Below are 23891 nucleotides of genomic sequence, written 5' to 3'. Positions count from 1 at the left end.
GGTGCGCGTTCAGTGAACCGCCGCGCGCATTATGGTCCGCCGACGGGGGCCGATAAAATCCCTGGTTTCGGCCCGCGCCGACCCCTTCTCTCCTCCCCTTCCCTGCACCATGTCCGACGCCACCCCCAGCACCGCCTCCGCCCCAGTTTCCGCCGTGAGCGCCCAGACCCAGGCCAACGCCATCCGCGCGCTCGCCATGGACGCGGTGCAGGCCGCCAACTCCGGCCACCCCGGCGCGCCCATGGGCATGGCCGACATGGCCGTCGCGCTGTGGGGCCGCCACCTGCGCCACAACCCGGCCAACCCGGCCTGGGCCAACCGCGACCGCTTCGTGCTGTCCAACGGCCACGGCTCCATGCTGATCTACGCGGTGCTGCACCTGACGGGCTACAAGCTGCCCATCGGCGAACTCAAGAACTTCCGCCAGCTGGGCAGCAAGACCGCCGGCCACCCCGAAGTCGGCCACACGCCCGGCGTCGAGACGACTACCGGCCCGCTGGGCCAGGGCATCACCAATGCGGTGGGCATGGCGCTGGCCGAGAAGCTGTTGGCCAGCGAATTCAACCGTGAAGGCCATGCCATCGTCGACCACCACACCTACGTGTTCCTGGGCGACGGCTGCCTGATGGAAGGCATCAGCCACGAGGCCGTGGCCCTGGCCGGCGCCTGGAAGCTCAACAAGCTGGTCGCGCTGTACGACGACAACGGCATCTCCATCGACGGCCAGGTCGCGCCCTGGTTCATCGACGACACCCCGAAGCGTTTTGAAGCCTGCGGCTGGAACGTGATCCGCGCCGTCGACGGCCACGACGCCGACGCCGTGAGCGCCGCGATTGCCGCCGCCAAGAACAGCGCCGACAAGCCGACGCTGATCTGCTGCAAGACCAGCATTGGCAAGGGCAGCCCGAACCGCGCCAACACCGCCAAGGCCCACGGCGAGCCGCTGGGCGCCGAAGAAATCAAGCTCACCCGCGAAGCGCTGGGCTGGAGCCACGAGCCCTTCAAGATCCCCAAGGACGTGTACGCCGCCTGGGACGCCAAGGAGGCTGGCAAGGCCTTTGAGGCCGCCTGGAACGAACAGTTCGCCGCCTACAAGGCCGCCTTCCCCGAGCTGGCCAAGGAGTTCACTCGCCGCATGAAGGGCGAGCTGCCCAAGTCCTTCAACCAGGTCGCTGTCAACGCCGCCGTCGAAGCCCACACCAAGGCCGAGACCGTGGCCAGCCGCAAGGCCAGCCAGATCGCTCTGGAGCACTTCACCGCGGCCCTGCCCGAACTGCTGGGCGGTTCGGCCGACCTGACCGGTTCCAACCTGACCAACACCAAGTCCACGCCCAACCTGCGCGTGGACCTGGCCGGCAACGTCGTGAAGAACGAGGCTGGCGTGGGCGGCCGCCACATCAACTACGGCGTGCGCGAGTTCGGCATGGCCGCGATCATGAACGGCGTTGCCCTGCACGGCGGTTTCATCCCCTACGGCGGTACCTTCCTGACCTTCAGCGACTACAGCCGCAACGCCATCCGCATGGCCGCGCTGATGAAGCAGCGCGTGGTCCACGTGTTCACGCACGACTCCATCGGTCTGGGTGAAGACGGCCCGACGCACCAGTCCATCGAACACGTCGCCAGCCTGCGCCTGATCCCGGGCCTGGACGTCTGGCGCCCGGCCGACACGGCCGAAACCGCCGTGGCCTGGGCCGTGGCCCTGCAGACCGCCAACCGCCCCAGCGCCCTGTGCCTGTCGCGCCAGAACCTGCCGTACGCACCCAAGGCCGACCTGGCCGACATCAGCAAGGGCGGCTACGTGCTGTCCGAGCCGGCCGACGTGGGCCTGAAGAAGAAGGCCCAGGCCGTGATCATCGCCACCGGCTCCGAAGTGCAGCTGGCGCTCAAGGCGCAGGAAGCCCTGGCCAAGGAACACAAGATCGCCGTGCGCGTGGTCTCGGTGCCCAGCACCAGTGTGTTCGACCGCCAGAGCGCCGATTACAAGGCCGCCGTGCTGCCCAAGGGGCTGCCGCGCGTCGCCGTCGAGATGGGTGCCACCGACGGCTGGTGGAAGTACGGCGTGTCGGCCGTGGTCGGCATCGACACCTACGGCGAATCGGCCCCGGCGCCGGTGCTGTTCAAGCACTTCGGCTTCACCCCCGAGAACGTGGCCGACACGGTGCGCGCCGTGCTCGCCAAATAAGGTTTTCCTTTCTTTTTTCATCCATCACAGGAGCTGAGGACATGGCTATCAAAGTCGGTATCAACGGTTTCGGCCGCATCGGTCGCAACGTGCTGCGCAGCGCGATCCAGAACTTCCCGGACATCGAGATCGTGGCCATCAACGATCTGCTCGAGCCCGACTACCTGGCCTACATGCTCCAGTACGACAGCGTGCACGGCCGCTTCAAGGGCACCGTCAAGGTCGAAGGCGGCAACATCGTCGTCAACGGCAAGACCATCCGCCTGACGCAAGAGCGTGACCCCGCCAACCTGAAGTGGGCCGACGTCGGTGCCGACGTGGTCATTGAATCCACCGGCCTGTTCCTGGACAAGGTCACTGCCCAGAAGCACCTGGACGCGGGCGCCAAGAAGGTCATCCTGTCCGCTCCCTCCAAGGACGACACCCCCATGTTCGTCTTCGGCGTGAACGACAAGACCTACGCCGGCCAGGCCATCATCTCCAACGCTTCGTGCACCACCAACTGCCTGGCCCCCGTGGCCAAGGTGCTGAACGACAAGTGGGGCATCAAGCGCGGCCTGATGACGACGGTGCACGCTGCTACCGCCACGCAAAAGACGGTGGACGGCCCGTCCAACAAGGACTGGCGCGGTGGTCGCGGCATCCTGGAAAACATCATCCCGTCCTCCACCGGCGCTGCCAAGGCCGTGGGCGTGGTGATCCCCGAGCTGAACAAGAAACTGACCGGCATGTCCTTCCGCGTGCCGACCTCCGACGTGTCGGTGGTGGACCTGACCGTTGAACTCAACAGCGAAGCCACCTACGAAGAGATCTGCGCCGAAATGAAGGCCCAGAGCGAAGGCGCGCTCAAGGGCGTGCTGGGCTACACCACCGACAAGGTCGTGGCCACCGACTTCCGCGGCGAGACCTGCACCTCGGTGTTCGACGCCGACGCCGGCATCGCGCTGGACAAGACCTTCGTGAAGGTCGTGAGCTGGTACGACAACGAGTGGGGCTACTCGAACAAGTGCCTGGAAATGGTCCGCGTCGTGAGCAAATAAGCTCCCCCCTGCGCCGCTTCGCGGCTTCCCCCCGGAGAGGGGACGCACCCTGTGGCCCGGCAAAGCCGGTTCCACGGGTGCCCTGGACTCAAAAAGCCGCTGTGGAAACAGCGGCTTTTTTCATTCGCACGGCTGGAGTTTTTTGCCAGCCAGGGACTCGCCCAGGCTCTCGATCGACGTGCGCTGCTCGTCGGTAATGGCGGGCAGGCGCAGGGTCCACGAAACGCTCTCGGGGCGCTCCAGAGCGGCGCGTGCGGTGCGCACGCCCTTCCTGGCGACGTCCTTGAGCGCCTGCTGCACCGACTCCTCGCTGGAGAAAGTGCCCAGCGCCAGGCCCGGCCCGGCCGACGGCAGGTTGACCTCGCGGAACTCGATCTTGAGCTCGCGCAACTCGCCCTTCTTCTTCGCCATCTGCTCGTCGTTGTAGCGGCCCATGTAGACGATCCAGCGGCCGGAGGACTTGGCCTCGCTGAACTGCCAGAGCGCTTCGTTCAGGCCGGTGCTGGCCAGCGCAGCGCGCAGCGCGTCGGCCTGAGGCGCCGTAAAGCCGCTGGCCTGCCAGCAGGACGTGGCGGGCGCGACTTCCGGCGAGCTGGGGGTTGCGTCGGTGGCCTGGGCCAGGTCCTCGGCTTCGGCGCGCGGGCCGTTGAGCAGGCGCAGCGTGCCCGGTTCGATCTGCGCGTTCAGCCGTTCGGGTTCGCTCTGCTGGACTGGCGCCAGGCCCAGCCCCGCCAGGAAGCCCTGGGTCCAGGCGAAGTAGACCGCGTTGGCCAGCAGCAGGGCGATGGCGACGAGTCTCAGCATGGGCGCACGCTCACTTCCGCGCTGTGCACGGTGCGCAGCCCCTGTGCCGTCCGCACGCGCAGGGCGCCCTGCGCGTCGACACCCTCGGCGGTGCCTTCCGTGCCGTCGGTCAGCCGCACGGCGCGGCCCAGCAGGGCGTCGCGCAGCGCGAAGCGGTTCGCAAAGGGGGCGAACCCGTCCGCGCCGAAGCGCAGCACGTCGCGCACCAGCGCGGGCGCAACCAGGGCCAGGGTCTCGCCGGCGGTCACACCCATGCGCACCTCGGCCAGCCCGGCCGGCGGCATGGCCGCCACCGCACCGGGCGTGGCCAGCGACTGCACCGCTGCCGTGTCCGGGCGCGCGATGTTGATGCCCACGCCCACGACGACGGTGCGCGGCGCCGAGGCACCGTCACCGGTGCCCGCGGTCTCGACCAGGATGCCGCCCAGCTTGCGCTGCTGCAGCCAGAGGTCGTTGGGCCACTTCAGCTGCACGTCCGGATGCAGGCTCTCGGCCAGGCTCACGCCCACCGCCAGCGACAGGCCCGACCAGTCGGCCGGCGCCAGCGGCAGCGCCAGCGAGAAGGTCAGCGACTGACCCGCCCGGCTGTGCCAGCCCTTGCCCATGCGGCCCCGGCCAGCCGTCTGTTCCTCGGCCGCCAGCAGTACCGGCTCCACCAGCCCGTCGCGGGCGCGGCGCATCAGTTCGCTGCTGGTCGAGTCGATGCGGGGCAGCACCTCGACGGTGAAGGTCGGCAGGTCGGCGACGACCGACTGCCAGACGGATTCGGCGTGGGCGAGCAGGTCGGTCATCCGAGCTTCGTGGCGCGGCCGCCGCGTTTGGGGGCCAGCAGCGTGCCGCGGCAGTTTTTCGAGCCGCACCAGCAGGGGTACTGCTTCTTGAGGGCTGGCGTGTAGGGCTCGTCGATCACCAGGCCGTAGTCGTAGAACAGCTCTTCGCCGGCCTTGATGTTGCGCTTGGCGCGGATGAAGACCCGGCCCTCGTCGGTCTCGGCCTCGCAGTTGGGGTCGCAGCTGTGGTTGATCCAGCGTGAGGAGTTGCCGCCGTACTTGGCGTCGATGACGTGGTCCTCGTCGATGTGGAAATAGAAGGTGTGGTTGGGGTCCTTCGGATCGTGCGGGTGGCGGCGCAGCGCCTCGTCCCAGCTGATGACCTCGCCCACGTACTCGATGACGGTTTCGCCTTCGGCCAGATCGACCAGGGCGTACACCCCCTTGCCGTGAACGCCCGAGCGGCGGGTCTGGATGCGGCGTGCGGGGGCGGTTTTCTTCACGATCGGGAATTTTGGTAAGGTTGTTTCATGCAGGTGCGCGCGTATGTGCGTGTGCGCCCCCGTGCGCGTGTACACGCGCGTGAAGCCCAAATTGTAGAGATGAACAAAACACTGGTCATTGCAGAGAAGCCGTCCGTGGCCCAGGACATCGTGCGCGCGCTTACCCCGGTGGCGGGCAAGTTCGACAAGCACGACGACCATTTCGAGAACGAGCAGTACGTCGTGACCTCCGCCGTCGGCCACCTGGTGGAGATCGCCGCGCCCGAGCAGTTCGACGTCAAGCGCGGCAAGTGGAGCTTCGCCCACCTGCCGGTGCTGCCGCCGTTCTTCGAGCTCAAGCCCATCGACAAGACCAAGTCGCGCCTGTCGGCCGTGGTCAGGCTGGCCAAGCGCAAGGACGTGGGCCGCCTGATCAACGCCTGCGACGCGGGCCGCGAGGGGGAGCTGATCTTCCGCCTGATCGAGCAGTACGCCGGCGGGCAGAAAAGCGGCCAGTACCAGGGCCTGGGCAAGCCGGTCCAGCGGCTGTGGCTGCAGTCCATGACGCCGCAGGCCATCCGCGACGGGTTTGAAAAGCTGCGCAGCGACGAGCAGATGCGCGGCCTGGCTGACGCAGCGCGCAGCCGCTCAGAAGCCGACTGGCTGGTGGGCATCAACGGCACCCGCGCCATGACCGCTTTCAACTCGCGCGACGGCGGCTTCTTCCTGACCACCGTCGGCCGGGTGCAGACGCCCACGCTGTCCATCGTGGTCGAGCGCGAAGAGCAGATCCGCGCCCACCGCAGCCGCGACTACTGGGAAATCCACGCCAGCTTCCTGGCCGAGGCCGGCGAGTACCCCGGCAAGTGGTTCGATCCCGCCTTCAAGAAGCCCACCGGCGACGACGCCGACGCCGACCTGCGCGCGGACCGCCTGTGGGACCACCGCGAGGCGCTGGCCATCGTCGAGGCGGTGCGCGGCAAGGCCGCCAGCGTCACCGAAGAGAGTAAGCCCACCACGCAGGCCAGCGGCCTGCTGTACGACCTGACCAGCCTGCAGCGTGAGGCCAACGGCCGTTTCGGCTTCTCGGCCAAGACCACGCTGCAGCTGGCGCAGAGCCTGTACGAGCGCCACAAGGCCCTGACCTACCCGCGGACCGATTCGCGCCACCTGCCCGAGGACTATCTGGGCACCGTGAAGCAGACCTTCGAGATGCTGGCCGACAGCGGCATGAAGCACCTGGCGCCGCACGCCCTGACGGCGCTCAACGGCAACTACATCAAGCCCAGCAAGCGCATCTTCGACAACAGCAAGGTCTCGGACCACTTCGCCATCATCCCGACGCTGCAGGCGCCCAGCGGCCTGAGCGAGGCCGAGCAGAAGCTCTACGACCTGGTGGTGCGCCGCTTCCTGGCGGTGTTCTTCCCCAGCGCCGAGTTCATGGTGACGACGCGCATCTCCAAGGTGCTGAACCACCACTTCAAGACCGAAGGCAAGGTGCTGGTCAAGCCGGGCTGGATGGCGGTCTACGGCAAGGAAGCGGCCGAAGACGTGGAAGGCGCGAAGGACGGCGACAAGGGTCAGAACCTGGTGCCGGTGCGCGAGGGCGAGACGGTGCGCACCGAGACCGTGGAGGCCAAAGGCCTGAAGACCAAGCCGCCGGCGCGCTATTCGGAAGCGACGCTGCTGGGCGCCATGGAAGGCGCGGGCAAGTTCATCGAGGACGACGAACTGCGCGAGGCCATGCAGGAGAAGGGCCTGGGCACCCCGGCCACGCGCGCAGCCATCATCGAAGGCCTGCTGAACGAGAAGTACATGCTGCGCGAAGGGCGCGAGATCATCCCCACCGCCAAGGCCTTCCAGCTCATGACCCTGCTGCGCGGCCTGGAGGTCGAGGAACTCTCGCGCCCCGAACTGACCGGCGAGTGGGAATACAAGCTGGCCCAGATGGAGCACGGCAAGCTCTCGCGCGCGGCCTTCATGGCCGAGATCGCCGCCATGACCGAGCGCATGGTGAAGAAGGCCAAGGAATACGACCGCGACACCGTGCCTGGCAACTACGCCACGCTCGAAGCGCCCTGCCCCAACTGCGGCGGCGTGGTGAAGGAAAACTACCGCCGCTACGCCTGCACCGGCGCCGACGGCAACAGCGAGGGCTGCGGCTTCTCGTTCACCAAGTCGCCCGCCGGCCGCACCTTCGAAGTGACCGAAGCCGAGGCCTTTGTGCGCGACAGGCACATCGGCCCGCTGGAAGGCTTCCGCTCCAAGGCCGGCTGGCCCTTCGTGGCCGAGATGACCCTCAAGTACAGCGACGAGGACAAAAACTGGAAGCTGGAGTTCGACTTCGGCGACGACAAGAACGCCGAAGAAACCGGCGAGCTGGTGGATTTTGCGGACCAGGAGGGCCTGGGCGCCTGCCCGGTCTGCGGCGCCCAGGTGTTCGAGCACGGGGCCAACTACGTCTGCAGCAAGGCAGTGCCCACGGCCGCCCAGCCCACGCCCAGCTGCACGTTCAAGAGCGGCAAGGTCATCCTGCAGCAGCCGGTGGCGCGCGATCAGATGAGCAAGCTGCTGGCAACGGGCAAGACCGACCTGCTGGACAAGTTCGTCTCCATGCGCACACGCCGCAGCTTCAAGGCCTTCCTCGCCTGGGACAAGGAGGCCGGCAAAGTGAACTTCGAGTTCGAGCCGCGCGAGAGCAAGTTCCCACCGCGCAAGACCGCCGGAGCTGCGGCCAAGGCCGCACCTGCCAAGAAGGCTGGCGCAGCCAAGAAGGCGCCGGCTGCGAAAAAGGCCGCCGCGCCCAAGGCCCCGCGCAAGACCACCGCCGCCACCGGCAAGCAGCCCAGCGCTGCGCTGGCCGCGGTGATCGGCGAAGGCGCGGTCTCGCGCCCCGAGGTGGTCAAGAAGCTGTGGGACTACATCAAGGCCCATGGCCTGCAGGACGCGGCCGACAAGCGCAAGGTCAACGCCGACGCCAAGCTGCGCCCGGTGTTCGGCAAGGACCAGGTCACGATGTTCGAGATCGCCGGCATCGTCGGCCAGCACCTGGTCGACTGATTCCATTCACCACAACACCAGGAGACACGGTCCATGAGCCTCCAACTCTTCTTCGCCCCAGGCGCCTGCTCGTTCGTGCCACACGCCATGCTCGAACTGGCCGGCGTGCCGTTCGAGCCGATGATGGTCAAGCTGCACAAGGGCGAGCAGCGCAGCCCCGAGTACCTCGCGATGAACCCGCGCGGCCAGGTGCCGGTGCTGGTGGACGACGGCGAGGTGATCACGCAGATCGTGGCCATCCTGCTGCACCTGGACGCGAAGTTCCCGCAGGCCGGCATCCTGCCCGCCTCGGGCGTGGCGCGCACCCGCGCGCTGTCCACACTGGCCTGGATGAACAACACGGTGCACCCGACCTTCACCCACGTGTTCATGCCGCAGAAGTTCACCGACGACGAGGGGGCGCAGAAGATCATCCGTGCCTTTGCGGCGAACAGCTACAAGGGGTTGCTCGGCGAGATCGAGGCCATGGCCGCCAAGGCCTCGCCCTGGCTGTGCGGCGAGGCGCCATGTGCGCTGGACGCCTACGCGCTGACCCTGCTGCGCTGGGGTGGCTACGCCGGCATCGACCCGACCACGCTGCCCGCGACCTGGACCCTGGTCCAGCGGTTCGCCGCGCTGCCGGCGGTGGCCCGCGTCATCGAGCGCGAGCGCCTGCAACTCAACGTCTACCAGCCCGCGGCCTGAGCGCGATCCGCGCAGCGGTGGAGCGTGGGGGCAACAACTCTATTCGTCGGGCGAACGGCGCGCGGCAAAACGGATCGACACCCGCAGCCCGCGCCGCTGGCTTTCGGCGTGTGCGTCCTCCATCATCACCAACGCCCCGTGCTGCTGGGCAATCTCGTGCACGATGGCCAGCCCCAGGCCTGAGCCATCGACGTTGGTGCCCAGGGCGCGGTAGAACGGCTGGAGCACCAGCTCGCGCTCGTTCTCCGGAATGCCCGGGCCGTTGTCCTCGACCTGCAGGATCTGTACGCCGCTGAAACGGTCGAACAGCACGCGTGCGGTCACCACGCCGCCGCGACCGCTGTAGTTGATCGCGTTGTCGACCAGGTTGCGTGTCATCTCCTGCAGCAGCGTGGGGTTGCCATCCATCAGGCAGATCTCGGGCATCTCGTCCGGGCCTTCGTAGCCCAGGTCGATGCCGTGTTCCAGCGCCCGGGGCACCGAGTCGCGCACCACGCCAGTGACCAGCTGCGCGAGGTCGATCTGCGCCGTGGGCAGGGTGCGGCCGGTGGTTTCCGCGCGGGCCAGGGCCAGCAGCTGGTTGACGGTGTGGGTGGCGCGCGTGCTGGAGTGCGCGATCTGCTGCAGCGAGCTGCGGATCTCCTGCGGGTTGGATTCCCGCTGCGCCAGTTCGGCCTGCATGCGCAGGCCGGCCAGCGGCGTCTTGAGCTGGTGCGCGGCGTCGGCCAGGAAACGCTTCTGGGTGGTGAGCGAGGCGGTCAGGCGTGTCAGCAGGTCGTTGATCGATGACACCAGCGGGGCCACCTCCTGCGGGATGAAGGACTCTTCGATCGGGCTGAGGTCGTCGGGCTTGCGGGCGCGGATCTTCTGCTCCAGGTCGGAGAGCGGGCGGATGCCGCGCACCAGCGCCAGCCACACCAGCAGCACCGCCAGCGGCAGGATCACGAACTGCGGCACCATCACGCCCTTGATGATTTCCGTGGCCAGCGTCGAGCGCTTGCCCTTGGTTTCGGCCACCTGCATCAGCACCAGCTGGCTGGGGTCGCTGTGCCGCGCTAGCCAGGTGTAGGCTACGCGGACCTCGTCGCCACGCACCTCGTCGTCGCGCAACAGCACCCGTCCGGCGGCCGGCACGCTGGTGTCGGGTGGTGGCGGGAAATCGGCCTCGCCGCTGATCACGCCCTGCCGGGCATCCCGGAGCTGGTAGTACACCAGGTCGCTGTCATCCGCCTTGAGCAGGTCGCGCGCCTGCGGGGTCAGGTTGAAGCTGACCTTGTCGTCCTTGGTGACGACAAACTGTGTGAGTGCCTGCAGGTTGAACTCGAGCGCCCGGTCAAATGGTTTGGACGCAATGCTCTGGGCCACGAACCAGGTCAGTGCGAGCGACAGCGGCCACAGCAGCAGCAGCGGCGTGAGCATCCAGTCGAGGATCTCACCGAACAGGCTGCGCTGCTCGCGCTGGAACAGTCCGAAGGTGATCCGGTGGCTGTCCTGCTTGTGATCGGGCATGTCGGGGCAGTAGGGTGCTCAGGCGCTCAGATCTTTTCGAGGCAGTAGCCCAGCCCCCGTACGGTCGCGATGCGGATCGGGCCTTTCTCGATCTTCTTGCGCAGGCGGTGGATGTAGACCTCGATGGCGTTGTTGCTTACCTCCTCGCCCCACTCGCACAGCCGCTCGACCAGTTGGTCCTTGCTGACCAGGCGGCCGGCGCGCTGCAGCAACACCTCCAGCAGGCCCAGCTCGCGTGCCGAGAGTTCGACCATCTTGCCGTCGATGGTGGCCACGCGGCCGGCCTGGTCGTACACCAGCGGGCCGTGCTTGATGGTGGAGCTGGCGCCGCCCATGCCACGGCGCGTGAGCGCGCGCACCCGGGCTTCGAGCTCCTGCAGCGAGAACGGCTTGGCCATGTAGTCGTCGGCGCCGTAGTCCAGGCCCTTGACCCGCTCATCGACGCTGTCGGCGGCGGTCAGGATCAGCACGGGCAGGGCCGAGCCGCGAGAACGCAGGCGCTTGAGCACCTCCAGGCCGTGCAGTTTGGGCAGGCCGAGATCGAGGATCAGCAGGTCGAACTCGTTGTTGGTCATCAGGGCCGCGTCGGCCTCGCTGCCATTGGCCACATGGTCGACCGCGGCACCTGCGGCCCGCAGACTGCGCAACAGACCATCGGCCAGGACCTGGTCGTCTTCTGCAATCAGGATGCGCATGGGTGTCTCCTTACGGGTTCTGGGGTCATTGTAGGTGGCGCGCCTAGCGCGAAGCATACGCCTCCAGCCCCAGCGCGACCACGGTCGCCACCTCGGTGCCGACCTGCGCGCGGAACTCGGTTTCCGCCCGCGCCACGGCCAGCCGGAAGGCCTCCAGCCAGAGCAGGCCGGTCTCGGTGAAGACAATGCGCCGCGCGCGCGCGTCCAGCGGATCGGGCTCGCGCCGCACCAGGTCCCAGGCCTCGCACTGCGCCACCAGATCGCCCATGGCCTGCTTGCTCATGCCTGCGGCGGCGGCCAGTTCGGTCAGGCGCGAACCCTTGAGGGCGAGGTGGCGCGTGATGTGGATGTGGGCGGCGCCGATCTGCTCGCGTGCGGCCAGGTTGGACAGGGCCAGGGGCACATTGGCGTCGTGCGCCATCAGGAACAGCACGCGCTCGTCAAAGCGGCGCAGCGCACGACCCATGACACGGCCCAGGTGGGTGGCCCGCCAGCGGTCGTCGGCGGTCGTGGAAGCGGGTGAGACAGGCATGGCAAATGGTAAGGCAAACTGACCATTTACTGGCTTGTGAGAAGTTTATGTGGCGATACACTCCTGTTCAGACATCCAGCCTGTACATAAATCCACAGACTGATGCAAGTACCCACTCACACACAGGAGCACCGCACATGGACAACGCCACCAATACCGAAAAAGCCAAGGCCCTGCAGGCCGCGCTGGCCCAGATCGAAAAGCAGTTCGGCAAGGGCACCATCATGCGCCTGGGCGAAGGCGAGGCCATCGAGGACATCCAGGTGGTCTCCACCGGTTCGCTGGGTCTGGACATTGCTTTGGGTGTCGGCGGCCTGCCCCGTGGCCGTGTCATCGAAATCTACGGCCCGGAATCCTCGGGCAAGACCACGCTGACCCTGCAGGTGATTGCCGAGATGCAGAAGCTCGGCGGCACCTGCGCCTTCGTCGATGCCGAACACGCGCTGGACATCCAGTACGCGCAGAAGCTGGGCGTGCATGTGCCCGACCTGCTGATCAGTCAGCCCGACACCGGCGAACAGGCGCTGGAGATCGTGGATTCACTGGTGCGCTCTGGTGCGGTCGATCTGGTCATCATCGACTCGGTGGCGGCGCTCACGCCCAAGGCCGAAATCGAGGGCGAGATGGGCGACAGCCTGCCCGGCCTGCAGGCCCGCCTCATGAGCCAGGCCCTGCGCAAGCTCACTGCCACCATCAAGAAGACCAACTGCACGGTCATCTTCATCAATCAGATCCGCATGAAGATCGGCGTGATGTTCGGTTCGCCCGAAACCACTACCGGTGGCAACGCGCTCAAGTTCTACGCCTCCGTCCGCCTGGACATCCGCCGCACCGGCACCATCAAGAAAGGCGAGGACGCGATCGGCAACGAAACCAAGGTGAAGGTGGTGAAGAACAAGGTCTCGCCACCGTTCAAGACGGCCGAATTCGACATCCTGTTCGGCGAAGGCATCAGCCGCGAAGGCGAAATCCTTGATCTGGGCGTGCTGCACCGGGTGGTCGAGAAGTCCGGTGCCTGGTATGCCTACAACGGCGAGAAGATCGGCCAGGGTCGTGACAACGCGCGCGAGTTCCTCAAGGAGAACCCCGAGCTGCGCGTGGAGATCGAGAACAAGGTGCGCACCGAGCTGGGGGTGCCCCTGCTGCCGGTTGATGCGGGAGCCGAAGAAGCTGCCCCGGCCGTTGCCAAGGGCAAGAAGGCCAAGGCCACCGAAGCCGAGGCCGCTGAATAAGTCCTGCGGTGGGGTTCGACAAGATCTCGCTCAAGGGCCGAGCGCTGCGGCTGCTGGCTGGCCGCGAACACTCGCGCGCCGAGCTGGAGAAGAAGCTGGCACCCCACGAGCAGGAGCCTGGTGAAGTGCAGCGCGCCCTGGACGAGCTGCAGGCCAAGGGCTTCATCAGCGAACAGCGGGTGGTCGAGTCGGTGATCCACCGGCGGTCCGCCCGGCTGGGCGCAGGTCGCGTGAAGCAGGAACTGCAGGCCAAGGGCGTCAGTGCCGAGGCGGTTGCCGAGGCGGTGGACCGGCTTCGGGGCACCGAGACCGAGCGGGCCCGCGAGGTCTGGCGCAAGAAATTCGGCGAGCCCGCGGCGGACGCGGCGGGTCGTGCCAAGCAGATGCGGTTCCTCGCATCGCGCGGCTTTGGCGCCGAGGCGATCCGTCGTGTGGTCCGCGGTGCGGACGACGATTGATACGGCGGGCGTTACAGCCCCAGCATGAGCTGCAGGTTCTGCACGGCCGCGCCACTGGCGCCTTTGCCGAGGTTGTCCAGGCGCGCGATGACGACGGCGTGGCGGTGCGTCTCGTTGGCGAACACGCGCAATTCGAGTTGGTTGGTGTCGTTCAGTGCGGTGGCGTCCAGCTTGCCGTCGCTGGTCGCGGGCAATACGCTGACCCAGCCGCCTTGCGCTGCGCTGGCCGCATAGTGCGCCACCAGCGCGTCGTGCAGATCGCTGGCCTTGGGCTGACCGGGCAGGTCGTCCAGATGCAGGGGCAGCTGCACCAGCATGCCCTGGCGGAAGTTGCCGACCGCAGGAATGAAGATGGGGCGCCGGTTCAGGCCGGTGTAGCGCAGGATCTCGGGAATGTGCTTGTGCGACAGGCCCAGCGCGTAGGCCTCGTGCAGCGGTGCGGTGCCGGCCTCGTAGGCCTCGATCATGGTGCGGCCACCGCCCGAGTAACCGCTGACCGAGGGCAGCGACACCGGAAAGTCTCTGGGCAACAGGCCTGCATCGATGAGGGGGCGCAGGATCGCGATGGCTCCTGTGGCGTAGCACCCGGGGTTGGCGACGCGGTCCGCCTTCTGCACGGCCTCGCGTTGACCCGCGCTCAGTTCGGGGAAGCCGTAGATCCAGCCATCGTGACAGCGGTGTGCGGTGGAGGCGTCGATGATGCGGGGTTTGCGGCCCGGCAGGCTGTCGACCATGGCGACCGACTCGATGGCCGCATCGTCGTGCAGGCACAGGATCACCAGGTCGGCTTCTGCCATGAGGGCCTTCTTGGCCTCGGGGTCCTTGCGCCGTTCGGGCGCAATGCTCAACATTTCGATGACGGGCATCTGTTGCAGACGCTCGCGTATCTGCAGGCCGGTGGTCCCGGCCTCGCCGTCGATGAAGATTCTGGTCATGGCGGCTCCTGTTGGTGTCAGTCAGGGTTCAGCGACGGGCTCGATAATTATGCATTATGTAAGCTAGCGCTTATATATTGGTGCGTCGCAACATGATACAGTCGTCGGTTGCCGTGTCCACGAGTCCGCGCACCGGCTGTGCCCTTTGGCCGGATCGAACAACCCCAGTCCGAGAGAAACCTCATGAAGATTCACGAGTACCAAGGCAAGGAAATCTTGCGTCAGTTTGGTGTGCCGGTCCCCCGCGGCATTCCCGCGTTCACGGTGCAGGAAGCCGTTGAAGCCGCGCAGAAACTCGGTGGCCCGGTCTGGGTGGTCAAGGCACAGATCCACGCCGGTGGCCGTGGCAAGGGCGGTGGTGTGAAGGTGGCCAAGAGCATTGACGACGTCAAGGCCCGCGCCACGGATATCCTGGGCATGCAACTGGTCACGCACCAGACAGGTCCAGAAGGCCAGAAGGTCCGCCGCCTCTACATCGAAGACGGCGCCGACATCAAGAACGAACTGTACGTGTCGCTGGTCACCGACCGCGCCACGCAGAAGGTGGCCCTGATCGCGTCGAGCGAAGGCGGCATGGACATCGAGGAAGTGGCCCACTCCACGCCCGAGAAGATCATCACCGAGATGATCGATCCGCTGACCGGCATCACCGAAGCGCAGTCGCGCAAGGTGGCGACCGCCATCGGCCTGACAGGCGGCTCCGTGGACCAGGCGGTCGATCTGTTTGCCAAGATCTACAAGTGCTACATGGACACCGACGCATCGCTGGTGGAAATCAACCCGCTGAACTGCGACTCCAAGGGCAACCTGATGGCCCTGGACGCGAAGTTCAACTTCGACGCCAACGCCCTGTTCCGCCATCCCGAAATCGTGGCCTTCCGCGATCTGGACGAGGAAGATCCGGCCGAAATCGAGGCTTCCAAGTTTGACCTGGCCTACATCAGCCTGGACGGCAACATCGGTTGCTTGGTCAACGGTGCTGGCCTGGCCATGGCCACCATGGACACCATCAAGCTGTTCGGCGGCGAGCCGGCCAACTTCCTGGACGTGGGCGGCGGCGCCACCCCCGAGAAGGTCACCGAAGCCTTCAAGATCATGCTCAAGAACCCCAAAGTCAAGGGCATCCTGGTCAACATCTTCGGCGGCATCATGAAGTGCGACACCATCGCCACCGGCGTGATCACCGCCTGCAAGGCCGTGAACCTGAGCGTGCCGCTGGTCGTGCGCATGAAGGGCACGAACGAAGAGCTGGGCAAGAAGATGCTGGCCGAGTCCGGCCTGCCCATCATCGCTGCAGACACCATGGCCGAAGCAGCGACCAAGATCGTTGCTGCCGTCAAGTAAGCCCGGAGAACACACATGTCGATCTACATCAACAAAGACACCAAGGTCATCACCCAGGGCATCACGGGCAAGACTGGCCAGTTCCACACCGAGAAGTGCCAGGAATACGCGAACGGCAAGAACTGCTTTGTCGCTGGCGTGAACCCCAAGAAGGCTGGCGAGTCGATCTTCAACATCCCTATCTACGCCTCCGTGAAGGAAGCAGCCCAGCAGACCGGCGCGACCGTGTCGGTGATCTACGTGCCTCCAGCAGGCGCTGCAGATGCGATCTGGGAAGCCGTGGAAGCCGACCTGGATCTGGCCATCTGCATCACCGAGGGCATTCCCGTCAAGGACATGCTGATGGTGCGCAACAAGATGAAGGCGAAGGAAGCTGCCGGCGGCAAGAAGACCCTGCTGCTGGGCCCCAATTGCCCTGGCCTGATCACCCCAGACGAGATCAAGATCGGCATCATGCCCGGCCACATCCACCGCAAGGGCCGCATCGGCGTGGTGTCACGTTCGGGCACGCTCACGTACGAAGCCGTGGCCATGCTGACCGAAGTCGGCCTCGGCCAGTCGAGCGCCGTGGGCATTGGTGGCGACCCCATCAACGGCCTGAAGCACATCGACGTGATGAAGGCTTTCAACGACGATCCAGACACCGACGCGGTGATCATGATTGGCGAAATCGGCGGCCCGGACGAAGCCGAAGCGGCCCAGTGGTGCAAGGCCAACATGAAGAAGCCCGTGGTGGGCTTCATCGCTGGCGTGACGGCCCCTCCCGGCAAGCGCATGGGCCACGCCGGCGCGCTGATCTCTGGCGGTGCCGACACAGCCGACGCCAAGCTGGCCATCATGGAAGAGTGTGGTTTCGTGATCACGCGCAACCCGTCCGAGCTGGGCAAGCTGCTCAAGGCACAGCTGTAATCAGCGTCAACAACGAGAGAAAAGGCCACGCATTCGTGGCCTTTTTTTGTTCCGTTGGCGGTCGATGGTTCAAAGTCTGGCATCCGGGTTTGAAGCCGAGAAAAGACAGGTGACTGTCTTCAAAGCGTGACAAATGTCTCAGCGAGCAACGGCCGCGGAATCTGATTCAAGCTATAAAACCGGTCTACATGATCTTCGAGTATTACAGCCAGACAGATCCCGGCCTGATTCGTGAAAACAACGAAGACTCGGTCGCGCTCGATCCTGCCAATCAGGTGGTCGTTCTGGCTGATGGCATGGGTGGGTACAACGCTGGCGAAGTGGCCAGTGCCATGGCCACGGGCTTCATTCACAACGAACTGGGCCGCTGGATGACCGAGGGCGGTCACGAGGCGCATGCGCGCGAGCTCAAGCGGGCCATGGAGATCTGCGTCGACAACGCCAACCGGTCGATTTTCAATGCGGCCAATTCCAATCCGCTGTATGCGGGGATGGGCACCACGCTGGTCATGGGGGTGTTCCAGGGCGCCCGGGTCATGATTGGGCACGTGGGCGATTCGCGTTGCTACCGCCTGCGGGGCGGGACCCTTCAGCAGATCACCAGAGACCATTCGCTGCTGCAGGAGCAGATCGATGCCGGGCTGATCTCGGTGGAGCAGGCGCAATTTGCCACCCACAAGAATCTGGTGACGAGGGCGCTGGGTGTTGAAGACACTGTGCTGCTTGAAGTCAACGAGTTCCGGGTCGAGGACGGCGACATCTACCTGTTCTGTTCCGACGGTCTGAGCGACATGGTGCCCGACGAGCGCATCGCAGAGATCCTGCTGGAGGAGGCTGGGCTCGAGGCCTCGGGTCGCAGCCTGGTCGACTGCGCCAATGGCAACGGGGGTCGCGATAATATTTCGGTGATACTGGCCCAGGCCCGCGCCAAACCGGTCAAGAGGGGCCTGTTGTCGCGTATGCTGGGGCAGCCGTAAACAATTGGCATTAGTTATTAGGTTCCAGAGGAGTCGGCCATGCCGAAAATGATCGTTTCCATCGACGGCGTCGTCATCAAGGAAGTGCAGCTCACCAAGGATCGCACGACGCTGGGCCGTCGGCCCTACAACGACATCGTGATCGACAACCTGGCGGTCAGCGGCGAGCATGCCGTCATGCAGATGTCGGGTGCAGATGTGTTCCTGGAAGATCTCAACAGCACCAACGGAACGTACGTCAACGGCAAGGCGATCAAGAAGCAGCAGTTGCAGAACGGCGATACCGTCGAGATCGGCAAGTACAAGATCAAGTTTTTCCACGAAGGGGCTTCCGATCAGCAGGAAAAAACGACAGTGATCAATTCGGGTGCGGTGGTGGCATCCGAGCCTTCGACGGTGGGTGAAGCCTCCATCCGGGTCATGTCGGGGGCGGCGGCTGGCCGCGAGGTGCCGCTGGTCAAGGTGGTGACCACGATCGGCAAGCCCGGTGTTGCCGTGGCGGCCATCACTCGCCGTCCGCATGGCTTCGTTGTGGCGCTGGTGGAGGGGGCGGTCAAGCCCACGGTGAACGGCAAGGCGCTGACCACCGAGGCCGTGAACCTCCAGAACGGCGACATGATCGAACTGGCCGGCACCCAGATGCAGTTCGTCCAGGCCTGACGTTCTGTCTGCGGGAGTCGCCGCCTAGGCGGCCCGCTTGTCATGAAACGCCTCATGCGGGCCTTGAGCAGACATGGCCGGCGCGTGGCCGTTTCCCTGCTGCCGCTTCTGCTGGGTGTGCTGCACGTCCTGGGTCTGCTGCCTCTGGACAGCCTGCAGCGGCTCGACGACCATCTCTATGACGCGCGCCTGCTCTGGACCATGCCGGCGACCCTGGACGAGCGCGTGGTGATCGTGGACATTGATGAACAGAGCCTGGCCGAGGTGGGGCGCTGGCCCTGGCCCAGGAACCGCGTGGCGGACTTGGTGGATGCGCTGTTTGATCGCCACCAGATCGCCTTGCTCGGCATGGACACGGTGTTTGCCGAGCCGGACGAAAGTTCCGGCCTGCCGCAACTGGAGCGGCTGGCACGCGAAGACCTCAAAGATCTTCCAGAGTTCTCAGGGGCGCTCTCACGTCTGCGCCAGGGGCTGGACCACGACCGGCGCCTGGCCGACGCCTTGCGCGGACGGCCGGTGGTGATGGGGTTCTATTTCAGCAACGAATCCGGCGGGCGGACATCCGGGACTTTGCCAGAGCCCGTGCTCAGGCGCGCCGACCTGCAGGGCCGCGCTCTGCAGGCCACGCAGTGGACGGGCTACGGCGCCAACCTGCCGGGTCTGGCGTCTGCTGCGCCACTGGCGGGATTCTTCAATGCCGTGCCCGGTGACGACGGAATGGTGCGCTCCCTCCCCCTGCTGGCCGAGCACGGCGGGGCGTACTACGAATCCTTGTCCCTTGCCATGTTCCGGACGATCACCGGCATGCCGACGGTCGAGCCGCGTTATCCGCCGCAGCCCGCAGTGGGTGATCGCTACGACTGGCCCCGCAGCATCGCTCTGCGCAAGAACGGCGGAACGCTGGAGATCCCGGTGGACGAACGAGTGGCGGTGCTGGTGCCTTTCCGCGGACCCGGTGGCCCGCAGGGCGGCTCGTTCCGCTATGTCTCGGCGTCTGATGTGCTGGCCAATCGGGTGGCGCCTGACTTGCTGAAGGGCCGCATCGTGCTTCTGGGCACCACCGCGCCTGGGCTGCTGGACCTGCGCGCCACCCCGGTGGGCGAGGCCTATCCAGGCGTCGAAACCCATGCCAACGTGCTGACCGCGCTGATGGATGGTCGCCTGGTCGCCCGGCCCGACTACGCCGCCGGCTACGAGCTGGTCGTGCTGTTGCTGGCCGGCATGGTGCTGGCGTTCGGGCTGCCTCTGGTGGGCGCTGCCGGTGCCGTAGGCCTGAGCCTGGCGGTATTCGCCGCCGTGGTGGGGCTCAACACCTGGCTGTACCTGGGCCATGGTCTGGCACTGCCCATGGCCGGCACCCTGGTGATGGCAGGGCTCACCTTCGTGATCAACATGAGCTACGGCTACTTGGTGGAAAGCCGGGCCAAGCGGGAGCTGGTCCAGCTGTTCGGCACCTATGTGCCGCCGGAGCTGGTCGACGAGATGGTCAGGGACCCCGACAGCTACAGCATGGAAGCCAGTACGCGGGAACTGACCGTGCTGTTCTGCGACATGCGCGGCTTCACGGCCATTGCCGAATCCATGACGCCCACCGGGCTGCAGTCGCTGCTCAACACCGTGTTCAGCCGACTCACGCGGGTGATCCGTCACCACCGCGGCACCATCGACAAATACATGGGGGACTGTGTGATGGCCTTCTGGGGTGCTCCTGTCGACACCCGGGGGCATGCGGCGCTGGCCGTGCAGGCGGCGCTGGACATGGCGGCCGAGATAACGACCATCAACCGCGAACGCCAGGCAGCGAATCAGCCTGCCATCGGTGTGGGCATCGGGCTGAATACCGGCGACATGTGCGTGGGTGACATGGGATCGGACGTGCGGCGCAGCTACACCGTGGTCGGCGACGCCGTGAACCTTGGCGCCCGGCTGGAGGGGCTGACCCGTGTGTACGGCGTCGACGTGGTGGCCAGCGGGTCCACGCGCCAGCAGGCGCCGGACTTCGTCTGGCAGGAGCTGGACCGGGTGCGGGTCAAGGGCAAGGCGCAGGTTGTGGAGATCCACACGCCCCTGTGCGCCGGCGATCAGATGACGCCGGAACTTTCGGACGAGTTGAGAGAATGGGAGCAGGCACTGCAGGCCTGGCGCCAGCAGAACTGGGACCGCTGCCTTGCTCATTTGGAGAAGCTGCAGCGGAAGAATGCCAAAAAAGTCCTTTACCGGCTCTACGCCGAACGGGTAGTCTCCATGCGGATCGAGCCGGCACCGCCCGACTGGGACGGCTCCACCGCGTTCGACACCAAATAACCCGCCCGAACGGGCCACCAACTCCTGGAACATTGATGAGGGTACGCGTACTGGGCTGCTCGGGCGCCATATCGCAAGGCTGCCGGACGACCTCTTTCCTGCTCGACGACGATGTGCTGATCGACGCCGGGACAGGGGTGGGCGACCTCAGCCTCGACGAAATGGCCCGGGTCGACCATGTGCTGCTCACCCATTCCCACCTCGACCATGTGGCCAGCCTGCCCCTGATGCTCGATGCCGTCGCCGCGCGGCGGCTGGCGGCGGGCGCCGCGCCGCTGGTGGTACACGCCCTGCCGGGCACCATCTCCGCGCTGCGGGTGCACATCTTCAACAACCTGATCTGGCCCGATTTTTCGACCATCCCCAGCGCAGAGACGCCGCTGATGCGCTTTGTGTCCATCACCGTGGGCGAACTGCTGCGCGTGGGGGGCAAACGCATCGAGGTGCTGCCGGCGGTGCACACCGTCCCGGCCGTGGGCTATGCGGTGGACAGCCCCAGCGGCCACTGGGTGTTCAGCGGCGACACCGAGCGCAACCCGGCGTTCTGGCAGCGCGTCAACCGGATCGATGTGGCCATGCTGATCATCGAGACCGCGTTCAGCGACCGCGAACGCGAACTGGCCCAGCGCAGCCTGCATCTGGCGCCCAGTTCGCTGGCCGACGAACTGGACCAGATCGACCGCGGCCGCCGCTTCCCGATCTACATCACCCACACCAAGCCGGCGGAAACCGGGCTGATCATGGAAGAGATCCGCCGCTTCGACGACGCACCCAACCGCCCGAACGATGTGCGCCACGACATCCGCTGGCTCAGCGCGGGGCAGACCTTCGATCTGTGACAATTTTTGTCCCCCGAGGGTCGGGTGACAAAAATTGTCAGTGACCGCAGGCGACAGAGGACACAAATCGTCACTTGCAGCGGGCGAGGCGTGAAATAGCACTCAAAAAACAGGGCAAATCGGACTGGCACGCTCCATGCGAAGGAGCAACCGTCTCAACCCACAACCCCCTTCAAGGAGTTTTCAATGAAGCGTTCCCTGCAAAAAGGTTTCACCCTGATCGAACTGATGATCGTGGTGGCCATCATCGGTATCCTGGCTGCGGTGGCGCTGCCGGCGTATCAGGACTACACGATCCGCGCCCGCGTGACGGAAGGTCTGTCGGTGGCTGGTGGAGCCAAGACCCTGATTGGTGACAGCGCTGCGACCCTGCCCGAACTGCAGGCAGCTGCTGCAACTTGGAACGCACAAGCTGGTGGCGACGGTGCGAAGAGCAAGTACGTGCAGAGTGTTCAGATCGCTGAAGATACCGGTGAAGTCACGATCGAGTTCGACGAAACCAACATCGGTAGCATCCCTGACGCTTCCACCTTGGTGCTGACCCCGTACATCAACGGCAGTGGCGCTGGTAACGTCGCTGCAGTTGAGCAGCTGGGCGCCAGCTACGCCGCGGGTGTGACCGGTCAGGTGGACTGGGGCTGCGCCTCCGATACGAACCTCGTGGGTACCGCCCGTGGTTTGCCCGCTCTGACCGCAGGTACCCTGCCGGCCAAGTTCGCTCCGAACGATTGCCGCTGATCCGGTAGTGTCTGGACCGCTCAAACCGGTCCACGCCCCAAAAAAAGGAGTGCCTCGTGCACTCCTTTTTTTTGTTTCTGCCAGCCCCATGCGGGAAAGGCGGTGCTCACGTCCCGTGATCAATCCGGGGGCGTGTGGACGGAATTTGACTGCGACGAACAGAAACCGTCAATGACGCTGACACATTTTGTCGCAAACACGGCGGTGCATCTGAAAAACAAATCCAAAAGCATTCAACCTGGACTTGGCACAGGAAATGCCAGTGCTGTGCACGTGGAATCTGCTTCAAGGATGGCTGTCATGACTCGCTCAACCGGACAACAAGGCTTTACCCTGATCGAACTGATGATCGTGGTGGCCATCATCGGCATCTTGGCGGCGGTGGCGCTTCCTGCTTATCAGGATTTCACGGTTCGGGCCCGTGTGACCGAAGGCCTTTCATTGGCCGCGAATGTCAAGAGCCAGGTCGGTGTGGGGTCGGCCACACAGCAGAACCTGACCGCAACAGCCATGACATGGAACGACCAGGCTGGGGGCATGGGTGCTCGCAGCAAATATGTCAATAGTGTGCTGGTCACCAGTGCCCCCGATGCCGCCACCGACGGAGAGATCATCATCACCTTCAGCGGGAATGCCGGACCGATCGATGGTCAGACCTTGGTGCTGACACCGTGGGTGCAGGCGGGAGGCGGGCCGGTGGCGCTCGGGTTGGCATTCGCGGCCAACGTCACGGGCCCGATAGACTGGAGTTGCCAGTCGGCCGACGTTGGCGTGGCCACGGCGCGAGGCATGCTGGGCACAGCGGGCACCCTGCCGGGCAGGTTTGCACCCAGCGAATGTCGTTGATGCCACATGGGTAAGGGCGTTGCCTGATCACCTACAGTTGCCGCACGCCACAGCATGGCCCGAGCCCCTGGGCCAAGGCGCTAGACTTTCGGGCAACATGGATCTCTCGACACAAATCATCGAGCGTTTGAAGGCCTCTGGCCTGCATTTGCTGGTTTCGCTGGTGGTGGCCAGCGCGGTCGCTGCATTGGTCTTTGGTGTCTGGTTCCCAGGTGCCTATCGCGACTTGGCCGGCGGCACCCGCCTGCTGAGTTTGATCGTTACCGTGGATGTGGTCATGGGGCCTTTGTTGACATTGGCGGTCTATGACCGGCGCAAGTCAGCCAACCATTTGCGCAAAGACATCGCCACCATTGCGGGGCTGCAATTGGCCGCTCTTTTTTACGGGCTGTATTCGGTTCAGCTGGCTCGGCCTGTGGCGCTTGTGTTTGAAAACGATCGCTTTCGTGTCATCGCTGCCGCCGAGGTTGTGGAGAAGGAGTTGCCGGACGCGTTGCCAGCCTTTCGGTCGCTGCCCTGGGATGGCCCTCGATTGATTGCGATTCGCAAGACCGAGGCCGGAAAAGAGCGCAACGACGCCTTGACGGCAGCCATTTTTGACGGGGTTGATACCAGCCAGCGGCCTGGCTTCTGGATTCCATACGACGCTGCGGTGCGCGATACGGCTTTGAAGATTGCGCACCCGGTGACTGTTCTGTTGGACCGCTACGCTGGAGACCGCGACCAGCTGCTTGCTGAACTGGGCTTGATGGGGGTCTCCGTCAACGAAGCCCGCTTCTTGCCGGTGCGCGCACGGGTTGATGCCGTAGCCATTCTTGACCAGCAAGGCGAATTGGCCGGCTTCCTGTTGAAGGACGGTTTCTTCTGACGGTCAGGCCGTCTCGGAGG

General features: G+C 65.4%; 22 protein-coding genes. 15 read left to right on the top strand and 7 right to left on the bottom strand.

The annotated features are described in order from the left end of the window. Positions 1 to 109: 109 nt before the first annotated feature. Together tkt and gap are read left to right on the top strand one after the other, a co-directional pair. Positions 110 to 2185 carry a transketolase gene (gene tkt / locus HPF_RS23025; RefSeq protein ID WP_133157950.1) on the top strand — a complete coding sequence of 692 codons (2076 nt, stop codon included), beginning with the start codon at positions 110 to 112 and terminating at the stop codon, positions 2183 to 2185. Between the two features lie 41 nt (positions 2186 to 2226). Beyond that, positions 2227 to 3225 carry a type I glyceraldehyde-3-phosphate dehydrogenase gene (gap, locus tag HPF_RS23020; protein WP_066159435.1) on the top strand — a complete coding sequence of 333 codons (999 nt, stop codon included), beginning with the start codon at positions 2227 to 2229 and terminating at the stop codon, positions 3223 to 3225. 120 nt (positions 3226 to 3345) lie between these two features. Here gap and HPF_RS23010 read toward each other — a convergent pair whose 3' ends face one another. Genes HPF_RS23010 through HPF_RS23000 form a run of 3 tightly spaced genes read right to left on the bottom strand, consistent with a single transcriptional unit; the run spans position 3346 to position 5302 of the window. Then, a complete protein-coding gene (locus tag HPF_RS23010) occupies positions 3346 to 4029 on the bottom strand; it encodes an SPOR domain-containing protein (protein WP_133157949.1) in 684 nt (227 codons plus the stop codon). Continuing rightward, positions 4023 to 4820 (bottom strand): biotin--[acetyl-CoA-carboxylase] ligase, encoded by a 798-nt coding sequence (locus tag HPF_RS23005; protein WP_079364809.1) that lies wholly within the window; start codon positions 4818 to 4820, stop codon positions 4023 to 4025. Before HPF_RS23005 ends, HPF_RS23010 begins: the two co-directional genes overlap by 7 nt. Beyond that, on the bottom strand, positions 4817 to 5302 hold the full coding sequence (locus HPF_RS23000) for an SET domain-containing protein (protein WP_243721652.1): 486 nt from the start codon (positions 5300 to 5302) through the stop codon (positions 4817 to 4819). Before HPF_RS23000 ends, HPF_RS23005 begins: the two co-directional genes overlap by 4 nt. A gap of 99 nt (positions 5303 to 5401) precedes the next feature. Between HPF_RS23000 and HPF_RS22995 the strand changes: the two genes are divergently transcribed. Next, positions 5402 to 8341, top strand: a complete 2940-nt coding sequence (locus tag HPF_RS22995) for a DNA topoisomerase III (protein ID WP_133157948.1) — start codon at positions 5402 to 5404, stop codon at positions 8339 to 8341. Positions 8342 to 8374: 33 nt separating this feature from the next. Next, the gene (locus HPF_RS22990; protein WP_079364811.1) at positions 8375 to 9025 is read left to right on the top strand and encodes a glutathione S-transferase family protein; all 651 of its coding nucleotides are present in this window, start codon (positions 8375 to 8377) and stop codon (positions 9023 to 9025) included. Positions 9026 to 9064: 39 nt separating this feature from the next. Here HPF_RS22990 and HPF_RS22985 read toward each other — a convergent pair whose 3' ends face one another. The 3 genes from HPF_RS22985 to HPF_RS22975 are packed head-to-tail and all read right to left on the bottom strand — an operon-like array spanning position 9065 to position 11761. Further along, a complete protein-coding gene (locus tag HPF_RS22985) occupies positions 9065 to 10534 on the bottom strand; it encodes a sensor histidine kinase (RefSeq protein WP_079364812.1) in 1470 nt (489 codons plus the stop codon). A gap of 26 nt (positions 10535 to 10560) precedes the next feature. Further along, a complete protein-coding gene (locus HPF_RS22980; RefSeq protein WP_066159418.1) occupies positions 10561 to 11229 on the bottom strand; it encodes a response regulator in 669 nt (222 codons plus the stop codon). 43 nt (positions 11230 to 11272) lie between these two features. Then, complete coding sequence (locus HPF_RS22975; protein ID WP_133157947.1) at positions 11273 to 11761, bottom strand: MarR family winged helix-turn-helix transcriptional regulator; 489 nt, start codon at positions 11759 to 11761, stop codon at positions 11273 to 11275. 137 nt (positions 11762 to 11898) lie between these two features. On the opposite strand from HPF_RS22975, the gene recA reads away from it, so the two are divergent. Then, on the top strand, positions 11899 to 12993 hold the full coding sequence (recA, locus tag HPF_RS22970; protein ID WP_066159414.1) for a recombinase RecA: 1095 nt from the start codon (positions 11899 to 11901) through the stop codon (positions 12991 to 12993). A gap of 8 nt (positions 12994 to 13001) precedes the next feature. Beyond that, the gene (recX, locus tag HPF_RS22965; RefSeq protein ID WP_079364814.1) at positions 13002 to 13451 is read left to right on the top strand and encodes a recombination regulator RecX; all 450 of its coding nucleotides are present in this window, start codon (positions 13002 to 13004) and stop codon (positions 13449 to 13451) included. An 11-nt stretch (positions 13452 to 13462) separates the two neighbouring features. On the opposite strand, the gene argC is transcribed toward recX, so the two are convergent. After that, a complete protein-coding gene (argC, locus tag HPF_RS22960) occupies positions 13463 to 14386 on the bottom strand; it encodes an N-acetyl-gamma-glutamyl-phosphate reductase (protein WP_133157946.1) in 924 nt (307 codons plus the stop codon). Between the two features lie 183 nt (positions 14387 to 14569). Between argC and sucC the strand changes: the two genes are divergently transcribed. The 9 genes from sucC (at position 14570) to tfpZ (ending at position 23871) form a co-directional block, all read left to right on the top strand. Further along, complete coding sequence (gene sucC, locus HPF_RS22955) at positions 14570 to 15730, top strand: ADP-forming succinate--CoA ligase subunit beta (protein WP_066159404.1); 1161 nt, start codon at positions 14570 to 14572, stop codon at positions 15728 to 15730. Between the two features lie 15 nt (positions 15731 to 15745). Next, complete coding sequence (gene sucD / locus HPF_RS22950; protein WP_066159401.1) at positions 15746 to 16639, top strand: succinate--CoA ligase subunit alpha; 894 nt, start codon at positions 15746 to 15748, stop codon at positions 16637 to 16639. A gap of 188 nt (positions 16640 to 16827) precedes the next feature. Then, complete coding sequence (locus HPF_RS22945; protein WP_066159398.1) at positions 16828 to 17616, top strand: Stp1/IreP family PP2C-type Ser/Thr phosphatase; 789 nt, start codon at positions 16828 to 16830, stop codon at positions 17614 to 17616. Between the two features lie 39 nt (positions 17617 to 17655). Continuing rightward, positions 17656 to 18276 (top strand): FHA domain-containing protein, encoded by a 621-nt coding sequence (locus HPF_RS22940; RefSeq protein WP_066159395.1) that lies wholly within the window; start codon positions 17656 to 17658, stop codon positions 18274 to 18276. Positions 18277 to 18330: 54 nt separating this feature from the next. After that, positions 18331 to 20580: a CHASE2 domain-containing protein gene (locus tag HPF_RS22935; protein WP_133157945.1), complete on the top strand. Its 2250-nt coding sequence runs from the start codon at positions 18331 to 18333 to the stop codon at positions 20578 to 20580. A gap of 35 nt (positions 20581 to 20615) precedes the next feature. Next, complete coding sequence (locus HPF_RS22930; protein WP_133157944.1) at positions 20616 to 21419, top strand: MBL fold metallo-hydrolase; 804 nt, start codon at positions 20616 to 20618, stop codon at positions 21417 to 21419. Positions 21420 to 21605: 186 nt separating this feature from the next. Next, positions 21606 to 22157, top strand: a complete 552-nt coding sequence (locus HPF_RS22925; protein WP_133157943.1) for a pilin — start codon at positions 21606 to 21608, stop codon at positions 22155 to 22157. Between the two features lie 300 nt (positions 22158 to 22457). Continuing rightward, on the top strand, positions 22458 to 23003 hold the full coding sequence (locus HPF_RS24110) for a pilin (RefSeq protein ID WP_133158218.1): 546 nt from the start codon (positions 22458 to 22460) through the stop codon (positions 23001 to 23003). Positions 23004 to 23100: 97 nt separating this feature from the next. Next, on the top strand, positions 23101 to 23871 hold the full coding sequence (gene tfpZ / locus HPF_RS22915) for a TfpX/TfpZ family type IV pilin accessory protein (RefSeq protein WP_133157942.1): 771 nt from the start codon (positions 23101 to 23103) through the stop codon (positions 23869 to 23871). Positions 23872 to 23891 lie beyond the last annotated feature (20 nt).

It is taken from the genome of Hydrogenophaga pseudoflava (genome assembly GCF_004353865.1).
Lineage (GTDB): Bacteria > Pseudomonadota > Gammaproteobacteria > Burkholderiales > Burkholderiaceae_C > Hydrogenophaga > Hydrogenophaga pseudoflava.
This window is presented reverse-complemented; position numbering and strand designations above follow the sequence as displayed.

Excerpts from the sequence above, each read along its gene's own strand:
- tfpZ (WP_133157942.1), top strand. The coding sequence starts at position 23,101 with ATGGATCTCTCGACACAAATCATCGAGCGTTTGAAGGCCTCTGGCCTG.
- HPF_RS23010 (WP_133157949.1), bottom strand. The coding sequence starts at position 4,029 with ATGCTGAGACTCGTCGCCATCGCCCTGCTGCTGGCCAACGCGGTCTAC.
- HPF_RS22930 (WP_133157944.1), top strand. The coding sequence starts at position 20,616 with ATGAGGGTACGCGTACTGGGCTGCTCGGGCGCCATATCGCAAGGCTGC.
- HPF_RS22985 (WP_079364812.1), bottom strand. The coding sequence starts at position 10,534 with ATGCCCGATCACAAGCAGGACAGCCACCGGATCACCTTCGGACTGTTC.
- sucD (WP_066159401.1), top strand. The coding sequence starts at position 15,746 with ATGTCGATCTACATCAACAAAGACACCAAGGTCATCACCCAGGGCATC.
- gap (WP_066159435.1), top strand. The coding sequence starts at position 2,227 with ATGGCTATCAAAGTCGGTATCAACGGTTTCGGCCGCATCGGTCGCAAC.
- HPF_RS22940 (WP_066159395.1), top strand. The coding sequence starts at position 17,656 with ATGCCGAAAATGATCGTTTCCATCGACGGCGTCGTCATCAAGGAAGTG.
- HPF_RS24110 (WP_133158218.1), top strand. The coding sequence starts at position 22,458 with ATGACTCGCTCAACCGGACAACAAGGCTTTACCCTGATCGAACTGATG.
- HPF_RS22935 (WP_133157945.1), top strand. The coding sequence starts at position 18,331 with ATGCGGGCCTTGAGCAGACATGGCCGGCGCGTGGCCGTTTCCCTGCTG.
- tkt (WP_133157950.1), top strand. The coding sequence starts at position 110 with ATGTCCGACGCCACCCCCAGCACCGCCTCCGCCCCAGTTTCCGCCGTG.
- HPF_RS23005 (WP_079364809.1), bottom strand. The coding sequence starts at position 4,820 with ATGACCGACCTGCTCGCCCACGCCGAATCCGTCTGGCAGTCGGTCGTC.
- HPF_RS22990 (WP_079364811.1), top strand. The coding sequence starts at position 8,375 with ATGAGCCTCCAACTCTTCTTCGCCCCAGGCGCCTGCTCGTTCGTGCCA.
- argC (WP_133157946.1), bottom strand. The coding sequence starts at position 14,386 with ATGACCAGAATCTTCATCGACGGCGAGGCCGGGACCACCGGCCTGCAG.
- HPF_RS22975 (WP_133157947.1), bottom strand. The coding sequence starts at position 11,761 with ATGCCTGTCTCACCCGCTTCCACGACCGCCGACGACCGCTGGCGGGCC.
- HPF_RS22925 (WP_133157943.1), top strand. The coding sequence starts at position 21,606 with ATGAAGCGTTCCCTGCAAAAAGGTTTCACCCTGATCGAACTGATGATC.
- recA (WP_066159414.1), top strand. The coding sequence starts at position 11,899 with ATGGACAACGCCACCAATACCGAAAAAGCCAAGGCCCTGCAGGCCGCG.
- HPF_RS22995 (WP_133157948.1), top strand. The coding sequence starts at position 5,402 with ATGAACAAAACACTGGTCATTGCAGAGAAGCCGTCCGTGGCCCAGGAC.
- HPF_RS22945 (WP_066159398.1), top strand. The coding sequence starts at position 16,828 with ATGATCTTCGAGTATTACAGCCAGACAGATCCCGGCCTGATTCGTGAA.
- sucC (WP_066159404.1), top strand. The coding sequence starts at position 14,570 with ATGAAGATTCACGAGTACCAAGGCAAGGAAATCTTGCGTCAGTTTGGT.
- HPF_RS22980 (WP_066159418.1), bottom strand. The coding sequence starts at position 11,229 with ATGCGCATCCTGATTGCAGAAGACGACCAGGTCCTGGCCGATGGTCTG.